The organism is Evansella sp. AB-P1 (assembly GCF_029688925.1).
Classification (GTDB): Bacteria; Bacillota; Bacilli; order Bacillales; family Salisediminibacteriaceae; genus Evansella.
Genome location: NZ_JARUKY010000003.1, coordinates 97,985 through 113,018, shown reverse-complemented (window position 1 = coordinate 113,018; position 15,034 = coordinate 97,985). Strand labels below are relative to the sequence as shown.

Here is a 15,034-nt window from a genome sequence, read left to right as displayed (position 1 = left end):
AGCAATATACCTATGCTAATCTCATTCTTAACTCCCTGTAATTCTAAAATTAGTATCATTCAAATGTATTGTTGTTGTTCTTAATTATGCCCTTCAACATTTAACCTCTAAAAAAACACCAATCCTATCAATACCCCACTTGAATCGTTATTTATTCTTCTATTCATAAAAACCACTAATTCCCCCATTTTAAAGGAGGCCACCCTATGCTATTTTACCCCATTCCACTTCAGGTGATTGATGATTTGGTTGATAAAACTAAAGAAAAAGAAAAATTATGCAATCATTCTTTGCTACCTTATGTATTACCTTTAGAAAAGGATGAACGTGTATGGCTTATACCGGAACTACCGCCACATGAACGATTGAATCTTGAAGCAGACAAACTCCAATCATACAATGAAATCCTTCAGTTACTCTCGAAAATAACAAATCTGCCCTCACCCCAAAACATACTTGAAATTACCCAACAAAATTTAAAACCATACTTTCCTGAACACAGTTATGCAGCCTTTTTGATTAATGGTGATATAAAAACATATTTAGAAGGCCGTCGTCTATTAGGGGATGAGCTTCCAATTTCCACCCTAGAAATTCATGAGCATGTCTCCTATGGTTTTATTCGTTATGAATTAGGAATGAGGAAACAGCGTTCTAGTTATGAATGTAAGAGGTGTGGGAATACGAAGGTGCATTTATTCGGAACGTTTGATTGTTATCGCTGTAAAGGGAAATGTGTTTATTGCCGTAGCTGTATCATGATGGGGCGAGTAACGGCGTGTTCCCCATTGTTAACGTGGAAAAGTGAAATTATTCCCCAGGAAATGACAAAATTTCCTTTTGGAAAAAAAGGGGAATTGGCTTGGGATGGAACTTTATCCTATTTTCAACAAAAAGCTTCAAATAAGCTTTGTAATGCCATCGATCAGTTTATAGAGGGAACAAATACACATTCCTTCTTCCTTGTTTGGGCTGTTTGTGGGTCAGGAAAAACGGAAATGTTATTTCGGGGAATTGAGCTAGGCTTACAGCATGGTCTTCGCGTTCTCATTGCCACTCCTAGAACTGATGTGGTGCTTGAACTTGAACCTCGATTTAAACAAGCTTTCCCAAAAACGAAGATTCATGCATTTTATGGTGGGGCAGAAGATCGGTTTGCTCAAGGGGAGCTAATCATAAGCACAACACACCAGCTCCTTCGTTTTTACAAGTCCTTTGATCTTGTCATTATTGATGAAGTAGATGCATTCCCGTATACGGCAGACAAAAAACTCCGGTATGCTGTGTCAGAAGCAAGGCGTGATAGAGGGTTTACTGTTTTTGTTTCCGCAACTCCAGATGAAAAAATGAAGCGTGATACAAAAACAGGACAAATTTTATGTGCGAAGGTGGCACGTCGTTACCATCGTCATCCGTTACCTGTTCCAAAGCTTCGATGGGTTGGACAGTGGAAAAAATTAATCGAAAAAAATCGCTTACCGAGAGAGCTTCTTAAGTGGATTGATGGACATATGAGAGAGAAAAGACAGGTCTTTCTATTTGTTCCTACTGTACAGGTGATGCAAGAGGTGGAGAAAGTTTTACAAAAAGAAATAACTCCTGTTAAGGTGGCCGCTGTTCATTCGGCAGATAATGAGAGACGGGAAAAGGTAATGGCTTTTAGGAAAGGAGACATTAGGTTACTCGTAACGACAACTATTTTAGAACGAGGAGTAACAGTAAAGGGAGTGCAGGTAGGGGTGTTAGGGGCAGAGGATCGTATATTTACGGAATCGGCGTTAGTGCAAATCGCTGGAAGAGTAGGGAGAAGTCCAGAAGAACCAACAGGTGATGTTATCTTTTTTCACTTTGGGAAAACGGAAGAAATGATCAAGGCAGTAAAACACATTAAAAACATGAATGTGTTAGGGGAAAAGGAACTGAATGAAGAGAAGGAAGGGCTTGAAGATGTCTGGCACCATGAAAAAGAGGGGGAGTAACCAATGAGTAGTTGGCGAGATTTGGTTGTTGGGACAGAGAATTGTTTGTGGTGTGATGGATTATATGATGGAATGCTTTCGTGGACGTGGGCAGTTGGACTATGGAAAGAGGAAAAATTATGCCCTCAGTGCTACGAGAAGCTAGAACCCATAACCGAAATTGCCTGTGAGGAATGTGGTAGACCAGCATCTTCTATTTGGATGCCAAGGACCGAGAAAGAGGTAGCAGGTAAGGAAGCTGGTCCTGGAAAAAAGTGCTTTGATTGTATTCGGTGGGCAAAAGGGAAGCCATGGGATGAATGTTCTTTTCAGCACAGGGCCTTGTATGTGTATAACCCGTTTATGCAAGAGCTTTTGAGCAGATTTAAATATCGTGGGGATGTGGAGCTTGCTACTATTTTTCAATGGCAGCTAAAGAAGCTTGCAAGGAAGCTTGGAACCTTTGAGATTGTTACAACTATTCCGTTAAAGGATAAGAGACATTGGGAGAGAGGATTTAACCAAGGAGATGCCTTATCAAAACAGTTTTCCACAACTCCATTACTACAATTTAAACAATCTCACTCTGAAAGGAAGCAAAGTAAACGTTCAAGAGAGGAACGAATCCGTGATTTAAAAGGGGTCTTTCAGTTGAAGGAGGAGGTTATACCATTAATAAAAGGAAAAGAAGTTTTGATAATCGATGATATTTATACAACAGGAGCTACGTTGCGCAGTGCTGCAGAGACATTGTACTGTCATGGTGCGAAACGAGTGTGTACAGTGACAGTTGCAAGATCTACTGGGGAATTAAAGGTTTCCACTGACAAGTGAGAATAAAGATCAAAATAGTTAGAATCCGATAAGGGGTATGATATTATCGGTATTTTCAAAAATAAGCAATTATTAATTAAAGAAGAATGATATGGTAAAATATAATTGAATGGAGGCTTCAAATGAAGCGATTAAATCCATTAAACGACTTCTTATTTAAAAAGTTGTTTGGAGATAACAAGGATAAGGACATTCTTATTGGACTTTTAAATGCTATACTTCAATATGATATAGTTGATATTACACTTGAAAGTGAAAATTTAGATAGGGATAGTCAAGAGAATAAATTAGGAGTTTTAGATATAAAAGCAAAAAATAGAATAGGAGAAAAATTTAACATAGAAGTTCAATTATTAAATAACAAAAATATGGTTCAGAGGACTTTATTCTATTGGTCAAAACTTTTTGTTGAAGGTTTTGAAGCAGGTAGTAATTATACATCACTTAAAAAAACCGTTACAATCAATATTCTTGATTTTAAAATGGAGGAGTTACGAAAAGAGTCCTATCATTCCATTTATAAATTACGGGAAAGTCGATCGAAAAATGAGTTAACGAATTTATTAGAGATTCATTTCGTTGAATTACCTAAATTTAATGAATTGAAAGCTAATTTAAACAATTCATTTCACAGATGGTTAATTTTTTTAAAAGAGGATGTTAATGAAAATACGTTGAGGGAGGTTATCAGAATGGATATTATCCTGAACAAAGCTGAAGAAAAGTTATTAAATTTAAGTGCTGATCCTGAAACTAGAAAAGAGTATGAAAGAAGAGCAAAAGCCCTTTCTGATGAAAGAAGTCGACTAGAGGATGCTAAAATTTTAGGGATACTTGAAGTGGCTAAAAGCTTACTAGACAGTGGATTGTCTCTTTCTGAAGTGGCAAAGCATACTCCATATAATGCAGAAGAATTAGAACAAATGCTTAAGATGTATAATTTATCATGATGTTTTCTGTTTCCCCCAGTAATATACTGAGGGATTTTTTTTTCTAGATAATTAATTTTCAATATTAGTGATAAAGGGTCTCATAATCTAAGAGGAGATTGAATTAAATTGATATATTTTTGAATAAATGTTCTTGTTCTAGTATGAAATAGTGAATGATGAAATTGACACTTTGTTAGTAAACAAAAGTAACTGATCGTTAGATGTTACTATTATATTATTTGCACCTTTCATTTCCTTCTCCATAAAGGCTAAAAATTCGCATGGATAGGACGATATAAATAAAAAGAGGACTCCCTATATTAAATGTAATTGTCTGGAAGTTGAATTACTTTATTGAAAGTTTAGTAATTTAAATGGAAGATTAGCACTTTGGTGTGGGGCGTTCAATAGAGAGGGTGGTTTCCATGGCTGATTTAGAAAATTGTCCTAATTGTGGAAAGGTGTTTGTAAAGGCATTGCGTCCAGTATGTAATGCTTGTTATCAAGAGGTTGAGGAAAAATTTAGAATCACGTATGAATTTTTAAGGAAGCGCCAGAACCGAATGGCCACAATGGAAGAGGTTCATGAAGAAACTGGGGTAGAAAAGAACCTTATATATCAATTTATTCGAGAAGGAAGACTTCATTTATCTCAGTTCCCTAATTTAGGGTATCCGTGTGAAAAATGTGGTGTTTCTATTCGAGAAGGCCGCTTATGTGGTGACTGTAATCGAGAGATACGAACCGGAATGACTAGATTAAACCAAGAAAAAGCTTTTGAAAATAGAAAGAGAACGAAAGAAAATAGTAAGATTACAACGTATCATTCCTTAGATGAACGTTTGAACCGTAGAGACTAATGTATGATAGGATTGTAATCTGTGTAAAAATACGATTAAAGCTAAACATATGAACGTTGCTTCCGATATAATAACTAGACGAAAAAACTGAAATGAAATGTGTAGTATAAATACAATGGTTTTTCTGGAAATGTACTAACGTACTTACAAAATGCGAGGAGGTAATAAGTATGAAAATTAATCCGATGCATTCTGTCAACGCATATCGTAAACAACAAGATGTAACAACTCAGAAAACGACAGAACCGACGAAGAAACAAGATCAGCTTCAAATTTCTTCTGAGGCAAAGAAGATGCAGGAATCATCTCAGCTGTCTGCAGATAGACAAGAGAAGATTTCCAAGCTTAAGGCAGACATTGATCAAGGGAAATATAAAGTAAATGCAAATGAGGTAGCACGGAAATTTTATGACTTTTGGTCAAAATAAAGGATTTACTAATTAACGGAGTTTATGTAAGGAGCTTTTAGTTTTCCTTCGAAAAAATAGATTTCCGTATGGAAGGGTGTGGGACTATGGTAGAGAATAAGCAAATCATTACAGTTTTCCAAGCGCTAACAGCTGTTCATGAAAAATTTAATGCACAAGCTCTTCAGAAGGAAGAAGTAGTGAAAAAGGGAGATATCCCTGCATTAGAAAAACTATTGAAGGAAGAGTCAGCCTTAGTACAGCAGCTGCGAAAGCTTGAACAGACACGACATCACCTAGTCCAAACATGGTTAGAGGAAAAGGGATTTGTAAAAGAGGATGTAACGATGGACAAGCTGCTGCAGTTTTATCCTGAAGAGGAACGGGAGGATCTTCAATACTGGCAACAGTGTCTTATGACGGAAATTTCCAAGCTGAAGCAACAAAATGAATTTAACCAGCAACTAATTGAGGAATCGTTACGTTTTGTAAACATGTCCCTTGAATCTATGCAACCGAAAAATGATCTGGGAAACTATGAACGGCCAAATAGAAAGATAAATCAAAGCTATAGTTCTGAAGGACGATCTATCTTTGATTCGAAAGCTTAAAGGAACGGGAGATAGGAGAGAAGAAGATGACATCAACATTTCATGGTTTGGAAACAGCGCGGCGAGCACTAGGGACAAACCAAACAGCTATCCAAACGACAGGACATAATATTGCTAATGCTAATACACCAGGATACTCCCGCCAAAGAGTAAACTTTGCACCAACGGAAGCGTACCCGGCACCAAGCTTTAACAAACCAGGTGTAGCGGGACAAATTGGTTCAGGGGTGAAGCCAGGTGAGGTTCAACGTATTAGGGAAAGCTTTTTAGATGTTCAATATCGTTCGGAAAACAACAAGTTTGGCTTTTGGGACGGAATTAGTAAAGCATGGACAAAAATAGAGGATATTATGAACGAACCGACGGAAAATGGAATTGCTAGTTCAATGGATCGTTTTTGGCGATCGTTGCAGGATTTATCTGTACACCCAGAGGACTCTGGTGCTCGATCAGTGGTACTTCAACAAGGGACAGCATTAGCCGAGACCTTTAATTATACGTATGATTCTCTGGAAGCTACTCAAAAGGATTATAAGAAACAAATTGAAGTGCAAGAGAAACATATTAATTCCTTACTAGATCAAATTAACAAGATTAATAAACAAATTGCTGGAGTGGAACCACACGGATTTTTAACGAACGACTTGTATGATCAGCGCGACCTATTAGTGGATGAGTTGTCCTTATATCTTAATGTGAGTGTGGAGCAGGTAGGAAGTGGAGGCTTGTCTAGTGATGTAGCTTCTGGACGATATACTGTTAAGTTGCTTGATGATTACGGTCGTGAAACAGGTGTTACCCTTGTTGACGGATCAAGGCTAGAACATCATTCATTAAAAGTATTTTTTGATGATAGTGACAGTGGTCTAGTAGAAGAAATATACGTGGCTACATCTAAAGAGCTAGCATTAATTAATGATGATAAATTAGAGTGGGAAGACCTCCGTGGAAAAGGAAATCCTCTTGATGAATTTCCTTCAATGGGGCAATTCACAGCAACGATCGAGGCGTTCGGATACATCGATAGTGAAGGTAGAGAAAAAGGATTATTACCTGAAATGCTTCGGGATCTAGATGAAATGGTATTTACCTTTGTGGAGGAGTTTAATAAGGTTCACCAGTCTGGTTGGAGTTTATACGAAATAAATGAAAAGGCTGTAGACCCAAATTACGAAAAAGAAGGCTTCAACTTTTTTAGTTATAAGGATGGTCCAACTCCAATAGACGAAAACAATAAGGGGACAGCTGCACGACGTTTACAAGTAAACAATGAACTGATAACAGACCTAGATAAAATAGCAGCCTCTGCAGCAGCTGAAAAGGAAGACGGAGAATATATACCAAAGGAAATTGCCTTTACTGGGGACGGTTCTAATGCATTAGCATTAGCCAATGTAAAGGATGCCAACTTAAGTTTTGCAGGATCTACGACGAACGTACAAAGCTTTTACCAAGGAGTTATTGGTAATATGGCTGTAAACGGTAGTGAGGCTGAAAGAATGACTAAAAACTCGGAAACACTTCGAGAGTCAGTAGAAAATCGTCGCCAATCTGTAAGCGGCGTATCCCTAGATGAAGAAATGGCAGACCTAATCAAATTTCAGCATGCATACAATGCTGCAGCTCGTAGTCTTACCGTCATGGACGAAATGCTAGATCGAATCATAAACGGCATGGGAATTGTGGGTAGGTAAGGATTAACTAGATTACACTAAAGAGGTGGAAGAAATGCGTGTTACGCAACCGATGCTGTCAAACAGCTCTTTACGTCATTTAAGTCAAAGCTATCAAACGCTACACACGTTGCAAAACCAATTAGCAACAGGAAAAAAAATAACGCGTGCCTCTCAGGATCCGGTTGTTGCCATGAATGGAATGCGTTACCGTACACAAGTAACGGAAATTACACAATTTGAACGGAACTTGTCTGAAACGTATAACTGGATGGATAACGGTGACGCAGCACTAGACCAAGTAACCAATGCTATGCATCGAGTACGTGAATTAGCTGTTCAAGCGTCAAATGATACGTATGAAGCCTCCCAACGTGATAATATCGCGAAGGAAATAAGGCAGCTTTTAGAGCATGTAGAATCACTAGCTAATACGAAATCAAACAGTAAATTTATTTTTAACGGGACGAATACAACTAATCCCCCAGTAAATCCAGAAGCATTTAATCTTAAATTTGAAGATATTGCAAATGACTTTCAAGGAATAGGGGATGGAGAGTATGAAAAAGGGGATTTCCCTATTGAATTGACATTTAGCAGTGGGACGTATCATTTACATTCGAAGGACGGAGATACATACGTTTTTCAACACGCTGATCACCCTAGACCAGACAAAATGATTACGATGACTGTTGGGGAAGAAATAGATGAGGATACTGATGAGGTTACATTTAATCTTGACGCGATACAGTATAGTCATAATGGCGAAACTTCCGAATTGAAAGAAAGAGAAATCATCTTTTTTGGAGCAGATGCTGTTTCCACAAACGAGCAGGACGTGAAAATCGAATTGTTAAAGGGAGTAACAATCCCAATAAACATTCGACCAGATAATGTTTTCTCAAAGGATTTCTTCGGTGACATTATTCAGCTAGAAAATGCATTAAAGGATCCAGAAACGACGGGAGAAGAGTTAACGCGCCACCTACAAAACTTTGATAATCAAATAAATAAAGTGGTAAATGAACGGGCTGAGCTCGGTGCACGGTTAAACCGTGTGGAAATGATCGAGGATCGTGTGCGGGATCAAGAGGTCATTGCGAAGCGAACCATGTCTGAAAACGAGGATGCAGACATTGAAAAGGTGATTACAGAACTGTTAATGGCGGAAAATGTCCATATGGCAGCCCTTTCCTCCATGGCCCGTATTATGCAGCCTTCGTTGATGGATTTCTTAAGATAATAATAGATTGGAATGTCGTAACAAGATGATGAGATAACAACTGAACCGGGCAACGATGATTGTCCGGTTTTTTAGCACAACTGGCTTCACAAATTTCAATGCGGATGATCATTTAATGATAATGGGAGGGGACGTATGATATGCAGCTACCTCAAATAAATATTCAAACACAAACAGCAAGTACTGCCATTGCATATAATCGGCCACCAATGTCTATCCAACAACGTCCAGCTGATATACATATTGAACAAGAGTTAATTGGAAGCTTCCGTATAAGCTCCACTGCTTCGAAACTTTATATTGATCAGACGGAGGCTTTTGCAGATGCAAATTTAAAAACACCTCTCCGTTTGGCTAGTGAATATACAAGCTCAGCCCAAAATGCAGCACTCCAGTATATTGCTAAAAAAGCCCGTCAAGGGGAGCAACTAAAGAGTATCGACAATGGTGTGAATGCCATTCCGGCTATCGTTCGAGAAAATAGTTCACGGAAGCCAGCACAAGTTGAACTTGGGACGATGCCTCAAAATGCTTTTAGGGTGAATATTGATTATGTTCCATCTACCGTTGAAGTAGATGTGGACTGGCCAGATCCGATTATTGAAGTAAGGAAAAATGACCCAGACATACACATCCCTCGTTGGGAAGCTAATACATATCTCGAGCAAAAAAATTGGATTTCCTTTTCTGTTGTAGGAGGAAATATAAATAAACAGCTTTAAATGAGTAGGATAAAACAATATGGAACAGTATAAGCAATGGATGAGCTACTAATGGATTTTTACATATTCATTAGATAAAGTAGCTACGGATCTGTTGCTTTTTATGTTCAATTTACATATTTTAACTAAAATTGACTTGAAAATGAGTAATGAATAAATTAATAACCAAAGATATATCAATTGACACAAAAAATGTCATAATTAGCCGATTAGAAGTAGAAAAATATGGTACAATGTAGTAGAAATTGTCGAAATAGTACTATAATAATAGTAAATATATGACTTGGTAAAACTAATGGAGTGATCTTTTTGAAAATACAAACAAAGTTTTCAGGTGAAGTTGAAATAAATACACAGAACATTATTCAATTTGAACAAGGAATTCCTTGTTTTGAAGATGAGAAACAATTTGTTCTTCTTCCTTTTAGTGATAGTCAAAGTCCCTTTTACATATTGCAGTCAGTTACAACAGAAGGTTTAGCCTTCGTTGTTATGACACCATTTCAGTTTTTTCCAGATTACGAAGCGAAGCTACCAGACAGCGTTGTTGAAAAGCTGGCCATTGAATCAGAAGAGGACGTTGCTTTGTTTGTTGTTCTTACATTAAGGGAATCGTTACAGGAGTCTACTGCAAATTTACGTGGACCAATTGTTGTGAACAGCAAAAAACAGCTTGGAAAGCAAATTGTACTAAATGAATCCAATTATCATACGAAGCACCCTCTAGCAAAATTAACTGCTGCTGGTAAAGGGGAGGCGTAATCGATGCTAGTACTTACGCGAAAAACGAATGAATCCATAAAAATTGGTGACGACATTGAAATAAAAATTATTAGTGTGGACGGCGATCAAGTAAAAATAGGCATCGATGCACCACGAAACATAGACATCCATCGTAAAGAAGTATACTTAGCAATACAGCAGGAAAATAGTGAAGCGGCTAATTCAACAATGGATGTACTCCAGCAGCTCATGGCGGAATCAGCGAAAAAGAAATGATAATTGGTTGGAAAACTGTAAGATGGTAGCTATGATAAGTTGTTAAAACAGAACTATTTTAATTTGTGTAAAAATGGTGAAATTTTCTATCTTAAGTAATGGTTTACTAACATTATTATGGTAAAAATCTGCTGAATTTGTTCAATATAGTTAACATTTTTAGTTAGAGAGTATTATTGTTGAGAAAAATAAAGTGACTTTCGAACGATTTTAAGGATTGTCACAATTTGTTATTTTATAAGAATATATAGAATATTAAGTCGAAAGTAGCGGAGATAGTACCGTTGTTTTCTTGAAAGGGGATACTTCCATTGCTTGTTAAAACGAAGCAGCATTTTTCTACTACTCATCCTAAAATTTTATTTATTGACCAGCAAGAGAGGGTACCTTCATCAGTTGTAGATACTATTTCAAATCAATTAAATGCTCAATCAGTAACCATAAAGGGAACAATACCACCTGCCCTTTCTCAGTATGACTGTCTTTTTTATTTTGTAGATGAATATAGTGGAACTACGATCTCCGCTTTGGGAGAGGTTTTCGGAGATTGGAACGGAACGAATGAGAAGTGTGTTATTTTAATTCACGATAATTATAAGGATAAGGATTTATTTCCTTACTTGAAATTTTGTGTAAATGGCATTGTTTCCTTATCTTTTCTAAAAAAGCACTGTGGGCTTATGCTCAATCATTTACTGGATAAAGGGGTATTTCTTGAACCAAACCTCCATCAAGGATTAGTTAAGGAAATTGAAACACGAAAAATGAAGGACTTACCAATTAAAAAGCTCGTGTTAAAAAAGGAGCAGGTAATAGGCATCCTATCACCAAACGAACAGGACGTCCTCCAATTAATCTTAGACGGCTTAAACAATCGCCAAATTGCAGAACACCTATATCTAGCCCAATCGACCGTAAGCACCATCATTAGTCATTTGTTACGGAAGATACAAGCCAACGATCGCACGGATGCGATGGTGAAGGCTATAAGGAATGGTTGGGTTGAGGCGAATAGGTAGTGACTTAAATTTCATAAATGTAATTAGGATGAAGAGATCTTGTTTTGAGGTCTCTTTTTTGTATTTGAAAAACCAGGTAGGCGTTTGTACAAAGAGGATATTTGGACAATAGAGTAAGAAAAAAATTTTACTATGGGTGTTTATCCGATACTAGTGAATTTTTTTCGTGGTCAATGACTCAGCCTCTACTAGATATTATATTTATTGCTAAAGTAATTGATCCTGTCTCTTCCTCTGCTAGTAGTGATCTGGTGGTAGATACGTCGAAACAACTCGAAGGTTATTCGTGAAGTATATGCTCGTCGCTAGAGTTGTCGCCCTTCACTTCTAACTTCTTTATTCTCAGGGTGGACCTCTCATGTAAGTAAAGACTTGTACCATGCAATAAGAAAATACTCATGAAGGAGGTTCATCCGTTACAGACGAATCAATTACTCCTAAGGGCGCCCACGTCCGGTGGGCAACGGCGTAATCCTGCCGTTCTGGCTGCACGGGCAATGCTTCAGCCTCCACACTTCGCACTAACGTGCCGAATGGTCGGGTCTTCAGCTATTGCTTTTCACGCTAGAGTCACCGCATTCCACTTCTGAACCGATACTTATTTTCAGGGTAGACCGCCGATGCAAGTGAATATTTGCACCATGAGAGATGAAAATGTTTTTTTCATTACGGTCACATTATGATTTTGTAGTTTTGAGACGCCTAGAACGCCTTTTGAGTACCGCATTTGTGTTTTTTCCTGATTTGCGGGTTTCTAGAACGTTTCGTATTTTCAGGGTAGACCGCCCATGCAAGTGTAAATTTGCACCATGGAGGATGAAAATTAATTTTAGTCCAATTGGAACGAATGATTAACCTGCGCTTTATTTGCTAATACTATTAATTTTGATATCAGCTATTTTCAGGGTAGACTCCATTCAATTCGACTAAATTAGCTAGAATAATAGAAAAAATAATAATTTTTTTCAAAAACTATTAAACTATTAGTTCTTTTGTCCGATAAAAGAAATGTAACGATCATAAAGGATTAAGGCGGCCGACTTTTTTCTTAGCGATCAAACAATGGAACTTCTAACCACAAGGATGTGGCGGAAGCAAAATAACCCAAATTCAAGGAGGAATTTTATTATGATTATCAACAATAATATCCCAGCGTTAAACACCCACCGCCAAATGGGTATCAACCAAGGAAACATGCAATCTTCAATGGAAAAGCTATCTTCTGGTCTTCGTATCAACCGTGCAGGTGACGATGCAGCAGGTCTAGCAATTTCTGAAAAAATGCGTTCACAAATCAACGGGTTAGATCAAGCAAGCCGTAATGCACAAGATGGTATTTCATTAATTCAAACTGCTGAAGGTGCGTTAGATGAAGTACACAGCATTCTTCAACGTATGCGTGAACTTGCAGTTCAATCTTCAAACGACACAAATGTAGATACATTGGATCGTGAAGCTCTAAATGCTGAATTTTCTCAGTTAGCCGAGGAAATTGGAAGAATTAAGGATACTACACAATTCAATAAGCAGAACCTGCTTGATGATGGTGTAGATACGATTAATTTACAAGTTGGAGCAAATGAAGATGAATTAATTATAGTAGACCTTGAAAAGGTAGACCTTTCAGATATTCATGAAGCGGCAGATGGTGCAGCAATTGGTGATCATACGGATTCTCAGGATGCAATTGAAGTAATTGAAGCACAAATTGCAGCTGTTTCCGAAGGACGTTCTTATCTTGGTGCAATGCAAAATCGTCTTGAGCACACAATCGCAAATCTTGACAATGCTTCTGAGAATCTATCAGCTGCGGAATCTCGTATTCGTGATGTGGATATGGCTAAAGAAATGATGGAAATGACTAAAGCAAATATTCTTTCTCAAGCATCTCAGTCAATGCTAGCGCAGGCTAACCAACAACCACAATCCGTATTACAACTACTTGGTTAATTTTAATATTACTTTTTATGAGAAGGTTCCTGCCTCGGCTGGAACCTCTCTTTTTTTAAAGGGGAATTGGACTAGAGTGTAAGAGAATAGTTTTGATTTTCTTTAAATTTTTTCTGAAGATAGATTTAAAGTTATCGAATTCAAAAGGATTTCTGTGGAAAAATAAAAGAGTAATTAGACATATTGACTTCAAAAAAATGTTGCTATGCCTTTACTCAACATAAGAGCTTCAATGTATTCAACCTGTCCGCTCCTACTAACGAAAAAGAGCATAATTTAATATTATTTAGAGAATATTTTTATATTCCTAAAAAAGGTTAACTTCATCATTAAATATTAAAATAATATTCATAATTAAATTTGTATTATCGGAAGGAAAGGATTATTCATGGATACTGAAAAAACATATATAAAAACAATAGAAAAGTCAATTAAAACAATTGATTTATGTCTCGAATATCTGAAAAATGAAAAATATGATGATGCAACAAATATATATAATTTATTGTTAAAAACATTTGAAATGATTAAGGATTTTAATTTAAATAGTGATACTTCAAAATTTAGTATGCATTTGGATAAATTAGAACTCCTCCATAAGAAATCTATTCAGCAATTCGAGTCGAATAAATGGGATGTTTTGGAGAATCATATTGTTGTTAAAATAAAAAAACAATACTTAGAAATATATGAATTTTTAATGCAATATTTTAAATACCAAAAAGAATACGATATAAATATTAATTATTCTCAATATCAGGAGTTTAAAGATGCGAATCTAATTAACGACCTTTCAAATGAAGACAGAGATAAACTAAGAGCTTATTGGACTAAACATTTCGACGTAGAGAAACAACATCAGGTTGACCGTTCGGTTCATTATGGTTTTAAAACATTAACAGGAGTATTAGAGCCTAGGCTTATAAGCCAAACACAATTAAACCTCTATATATTACCTGAATTTTACCATTCGAGAATAGTGCGATATTATGATGATAAAAATATCTATGATATTTTAATGCATGGCTTGTCACAACCAAAGAGTATATTGAAACGGATAAAAGGCTCATACTTTGACGGTAATACAAGGTCGATCACTCGTTCGAAAGCATTCAGCATTTTTTTTCATACAAAAGAAGATGTTATCCTAAAAGGTAGTCTAGGGAATGATGGAAAACAAGTTGTGAAACTTAGCTATAAAAATAACTTTTTTTATTTGGATAATCAAAAAATGAATCTAGATAAAATTGAAGAGAAATTTGGTAGTGACTTTATCATTCAAGAAGTTATAAAACAGCATCCTAAGCTAGCCAAGCCTCACCCTTATTCTGTTAACACACTTCGATTAATGACATTAAGATGGAATGGAAAAATCCACTATCTCGGTGGATATGCGAAGTTCGGTGCAGAGAAGTCTACGATGGACAATACACTAGCAACAGGAGGATTTACAGTTGGGATAAATGATGATGGTGTATTTGACTCAGAGGGTATGGATGGGAAAATGAATAGATATGAAAGTCATCCGACAACCGGTTTTAAATTTGCTAATCTTGAACCATTAGATAACTACAATATCTTTAAAGACTTTGTGAAGGAAGCGCATGATAGAATTCCTCATGCTCAATATGTTTCTTGGGATATAGCAGTGTCTACAGAAGAGAAACCTATTTTTATTGAAATGAATTTTAGAGGACCAGTGTATCGTTACCAAATTATTTGTAAACGACCTATTTTTGGGGATTTTACAGAAGAAATTTTTCAATATATTAAAAAAAGAATTAATGAAAAAAATAATTAGTTTTTTACATCATTTTTAATTCATG

The 15,034-nt window shown here is 36.6% G+C and carries 14 protein-coding genes; all 14 read left to right on the top strand.

The window, feature by feature from the left end; all coding sequences use genetic code 11:
* The first annotated feature begins 206 nt into the window (after nt 1-206).
* The 14 genes from QA612_RS04195 to QA612_RS04130 all read left to right on the top strand — a co-directional run bounded on the left by QA612_RS04195 (nt 207) and on the right by QA612_RS04130 (nt 15,009).
* A complete protein-coding gene (locus QA612_RS04195) occupies nt 207-1,979 on the top strand; it encodes an ATP-dependent helicase ComFA (RefSeq protein ID WP_278282509.1) in 1,773 nt (590 codons plus the stop codon).
* A 3-nt stretch (nt 1,980-1,982) separates the two neighbouring features.
* Nucleotides 1,983-2,792 carry a ComF family protein gene (locus QA612_RS04190; protein WP_278282508.1) on the top strand — a complete coding sequence of 270 codons (810 nt, stop codon included), beginning with the start codon at nt 1,983-1,985 and terminating at the stop codon, nt 2,790-2,792.
* 122 nt (nt 2,793-2,914) lie between these two features.
* A complete protein-coding gene (locus QA612_RS04185) occupies nt 2,915-3,742 on the top strand; it encodes an Rpn family recombination-promoting nuclease/putative transposase (RefSeq protein ID WP_278282507.1) in 828 nt (275 codons plus the stop codon).
* Between the two features lie 407 nt (nt 3,743-4,149).
* Nucleotides 4,150-4,584, top strand: coding sequence for a TIGR03826 family flagellar region protein (locus tag QA612_RS04180; protein ID WP_278282506.1), 435 nt, complete (start codon nt 4,150-4,152; stop codon nt 4,582-4,584).
* A gap of 170 nt (nt 4,585-4,754) precedes the next feature.
* Nucleotides 4,755-5,012, top strand: coding sequence for a flagellar biosynthesis anti-sigma factor FlgM (flgM, locus tag QA612_RS04175; RefSeq protein ID WP_278282505.1), 258 nt, complete (start codon nt 4,755-4,757; stop codon nt 5,010-5,012).
* A gap of 86 nt (nt 5,013-5,098) precedes the next feature.
* Entirely contained in the window at nt 5,099-5,602 is a 504-nt protein-coding gene (locus QA612_RS04170; RefSeq protein WP_278282504.1) for a flagellar protein FlgN, read from the top strand.
* Between the two features lie 26 nt (nt 5,603-5,628).
* Nucleotides 5,629-7,296 (top strand): flagellar hook-associated protein FlgK, encoded by a 1,668-nt coding sequence (gene flgK, locus QA612_RS04165; protein ID WP_278282503.1) that lies wholly within the window; start codon nt 5,629-5,631, stop codon nt 7,294-7,296.
* 34 nt (nt 7,297-7,330) lie between these two features.
* Nucleotides 7,331-8,518, top strand: coding sequence for a flagellar hook-associated protein FlgL (gene flgL, locus QA612_RS04160; RefSeq protein WP_278282502.1), 1,188 nt, complete (start codon nt 7,331-7,333; stop codon nt 8,516-8,518).
* Nucleotides 8,519-8,658: 140 nt separating this feature from the next.
* On the top strand, nt 8,659-9,240 hold the full coding sequence (locus tag QA612_RS04155) for a DUF6470 family protein (RefSeq protein ID WP_278282501.1): 582 nt from the start codon (nt 8,659-8,661) through the stop codon (nt 9,238-9,240).
* Between the two features lie 309 nt (nt 9,241-9,549).
* Nucleotides 9,550-10,002 carry a flagellar assembly protein FliW gene (fliW, locus tag QA612_RS04150; protein WP_278282500.1) on the top strand — a complete coding sequence of 151 codons (453 nt, stop codon included), beginning with the start codon at nt 9,550-9,552 and terminating at the stop codon, nt 10,000-10,002.
* 3 nt (nt 10,003-10,005) lie between these two features.
* On the top strand, nt 10,006-10,239 hold the full coding sequence (gene csrA, locus QA612_RS04145; protein ID WP_278282499.1) for a carbon storage regulator CsrA: 234 nt from the start codon (nt 10,006-10,008) through the stop codon (nt 10,237-10,239).
* Between the two features lie 311 nt (nt 10,240-10,550).
* Nucleotides 10,551-11,258: a response regulator transcription factor gene (locus tag QA612_RS04140; RefSeq protein WP_278282498.1), complete on the top strand. Its 708-nt coding sequence runs from the start codon at nt 10,551-10,553 to the stop codon at nt 11,256-11,258.
* A 1,128-nt stretch (nt 11,259-12,386) separates the two neighbouring features.
* Nucleotides 12,387-13,208, top strand: a complete 822-nt coding sequence (locus QA612_RS04135) for a flagellin N-terminal helical domain-containing protein (RefSeq protein ID WP_278282497.1) — start codon at nt 12,387-12,389, stop codon at nt 13,206-13,208.
* A gap of 388 nt (nt 13,209-13,596) precedes the next feature.
* Complete coding sequence (locus QA612_RS04130) at nt 13,597-15,009, top strand: sugar-transfer associated ATP-grasp domain-containing protein (protein WP_278282496.1); 1,413 nt, start codon at nt 13,597-13,599, stop codon at nt 15,007-15,009.
* The last annotated feature ends 25 nt before the right edge of the window (nt 15,010-15,034 follow it).

What these genes read in the sequence shown, in the direction of transcription:
- QA612_RS04195 (WP_278282509.1), top strand. Translation starts at nt 207, where the DNA reads ATGCTATTTTACCCCATTCCACTTCAGGTGATTGATGATTTGGTTGAT.
- QA612_RS04190 (WP_278282508.1), top strand. Translation starts at nt 1,983, where the DNA reads ATGAGTAGTTGGCGAGATTTGGTTGTTGGGACAGAGAATTGTTTGTGG.
- QA612_RS04185 (WP_278282507.1), top strand. Translation starts at nt 2,915, where the DNA reads ATGAAGCGATTAAATCCATTAAACGACTTCTTATTTAAAAAGTTGTTT.
- QA612_RS04180 (WP_278282506.1), top strand. Translation starts at nt 4,150, where the DNA reads ATGGCTGATTTAGAAAATTGTCCTAATTGTGGAAAGGTGTTTGTAAAG.
- flgM (WP_278282505.1), top strand. Translation starts at nt 4,755, where the DNA reads ATGAAAATTAATCCGATGCATTCTGTCAACGCATATCGTAAACAACAA.
- QA612_RS04170 (WP_278282504.1), top strand. Translation starts at nt 5,099, where the DNA reads ATGGTAGAGAATAAGCAAATCATTACAGTTTTCCAAGCGCTAACAGCT.
- flgK (WP_278282503.1), top strand. Translation starts at nt 5,629, where the DNA reads ATGACATCAACATTTCATGGTTTGGAAACAGCGCGGCGAGCACTAGGG.
- flgL (WP_278282502.1), top strand. Translation starts at nt 7,331, where the DNA reads ATGCGTGTTACGCAACCGATGCTGTCAAACAGCTCTTTACGTCATTTA.
- QA612_RS04155 (WP_278282501.1), top strand. Translation starts at nt 8,659, where the DNA reads ATGCAGCTACCTCAAATAAATATTCAAACACAAACAGCAAGTACTGCC.
- csrA (WP_278282499.1), top strand. Translation starts at nt 10,006, where the DNA reads ATGCTAGTACTTACGCGAAAAACGAATGAATCCATAAAAATTGGTGAC.
- QA612_RS04135 (WP_278282497.1), top strand. Translation starts at nt 12,387, where the DNA reads ATGATTATCAACAATAATATCCCAGCGTTAAACACCCACCGCCAAATG.
- QA612_RS04130 (WP_278282496.1), top strand. Translation starts at nt 13,597, where the DNA reads ATGGATACTGAAAAAACATATATAAAAACAATAGAAAAGTCAATTAAA.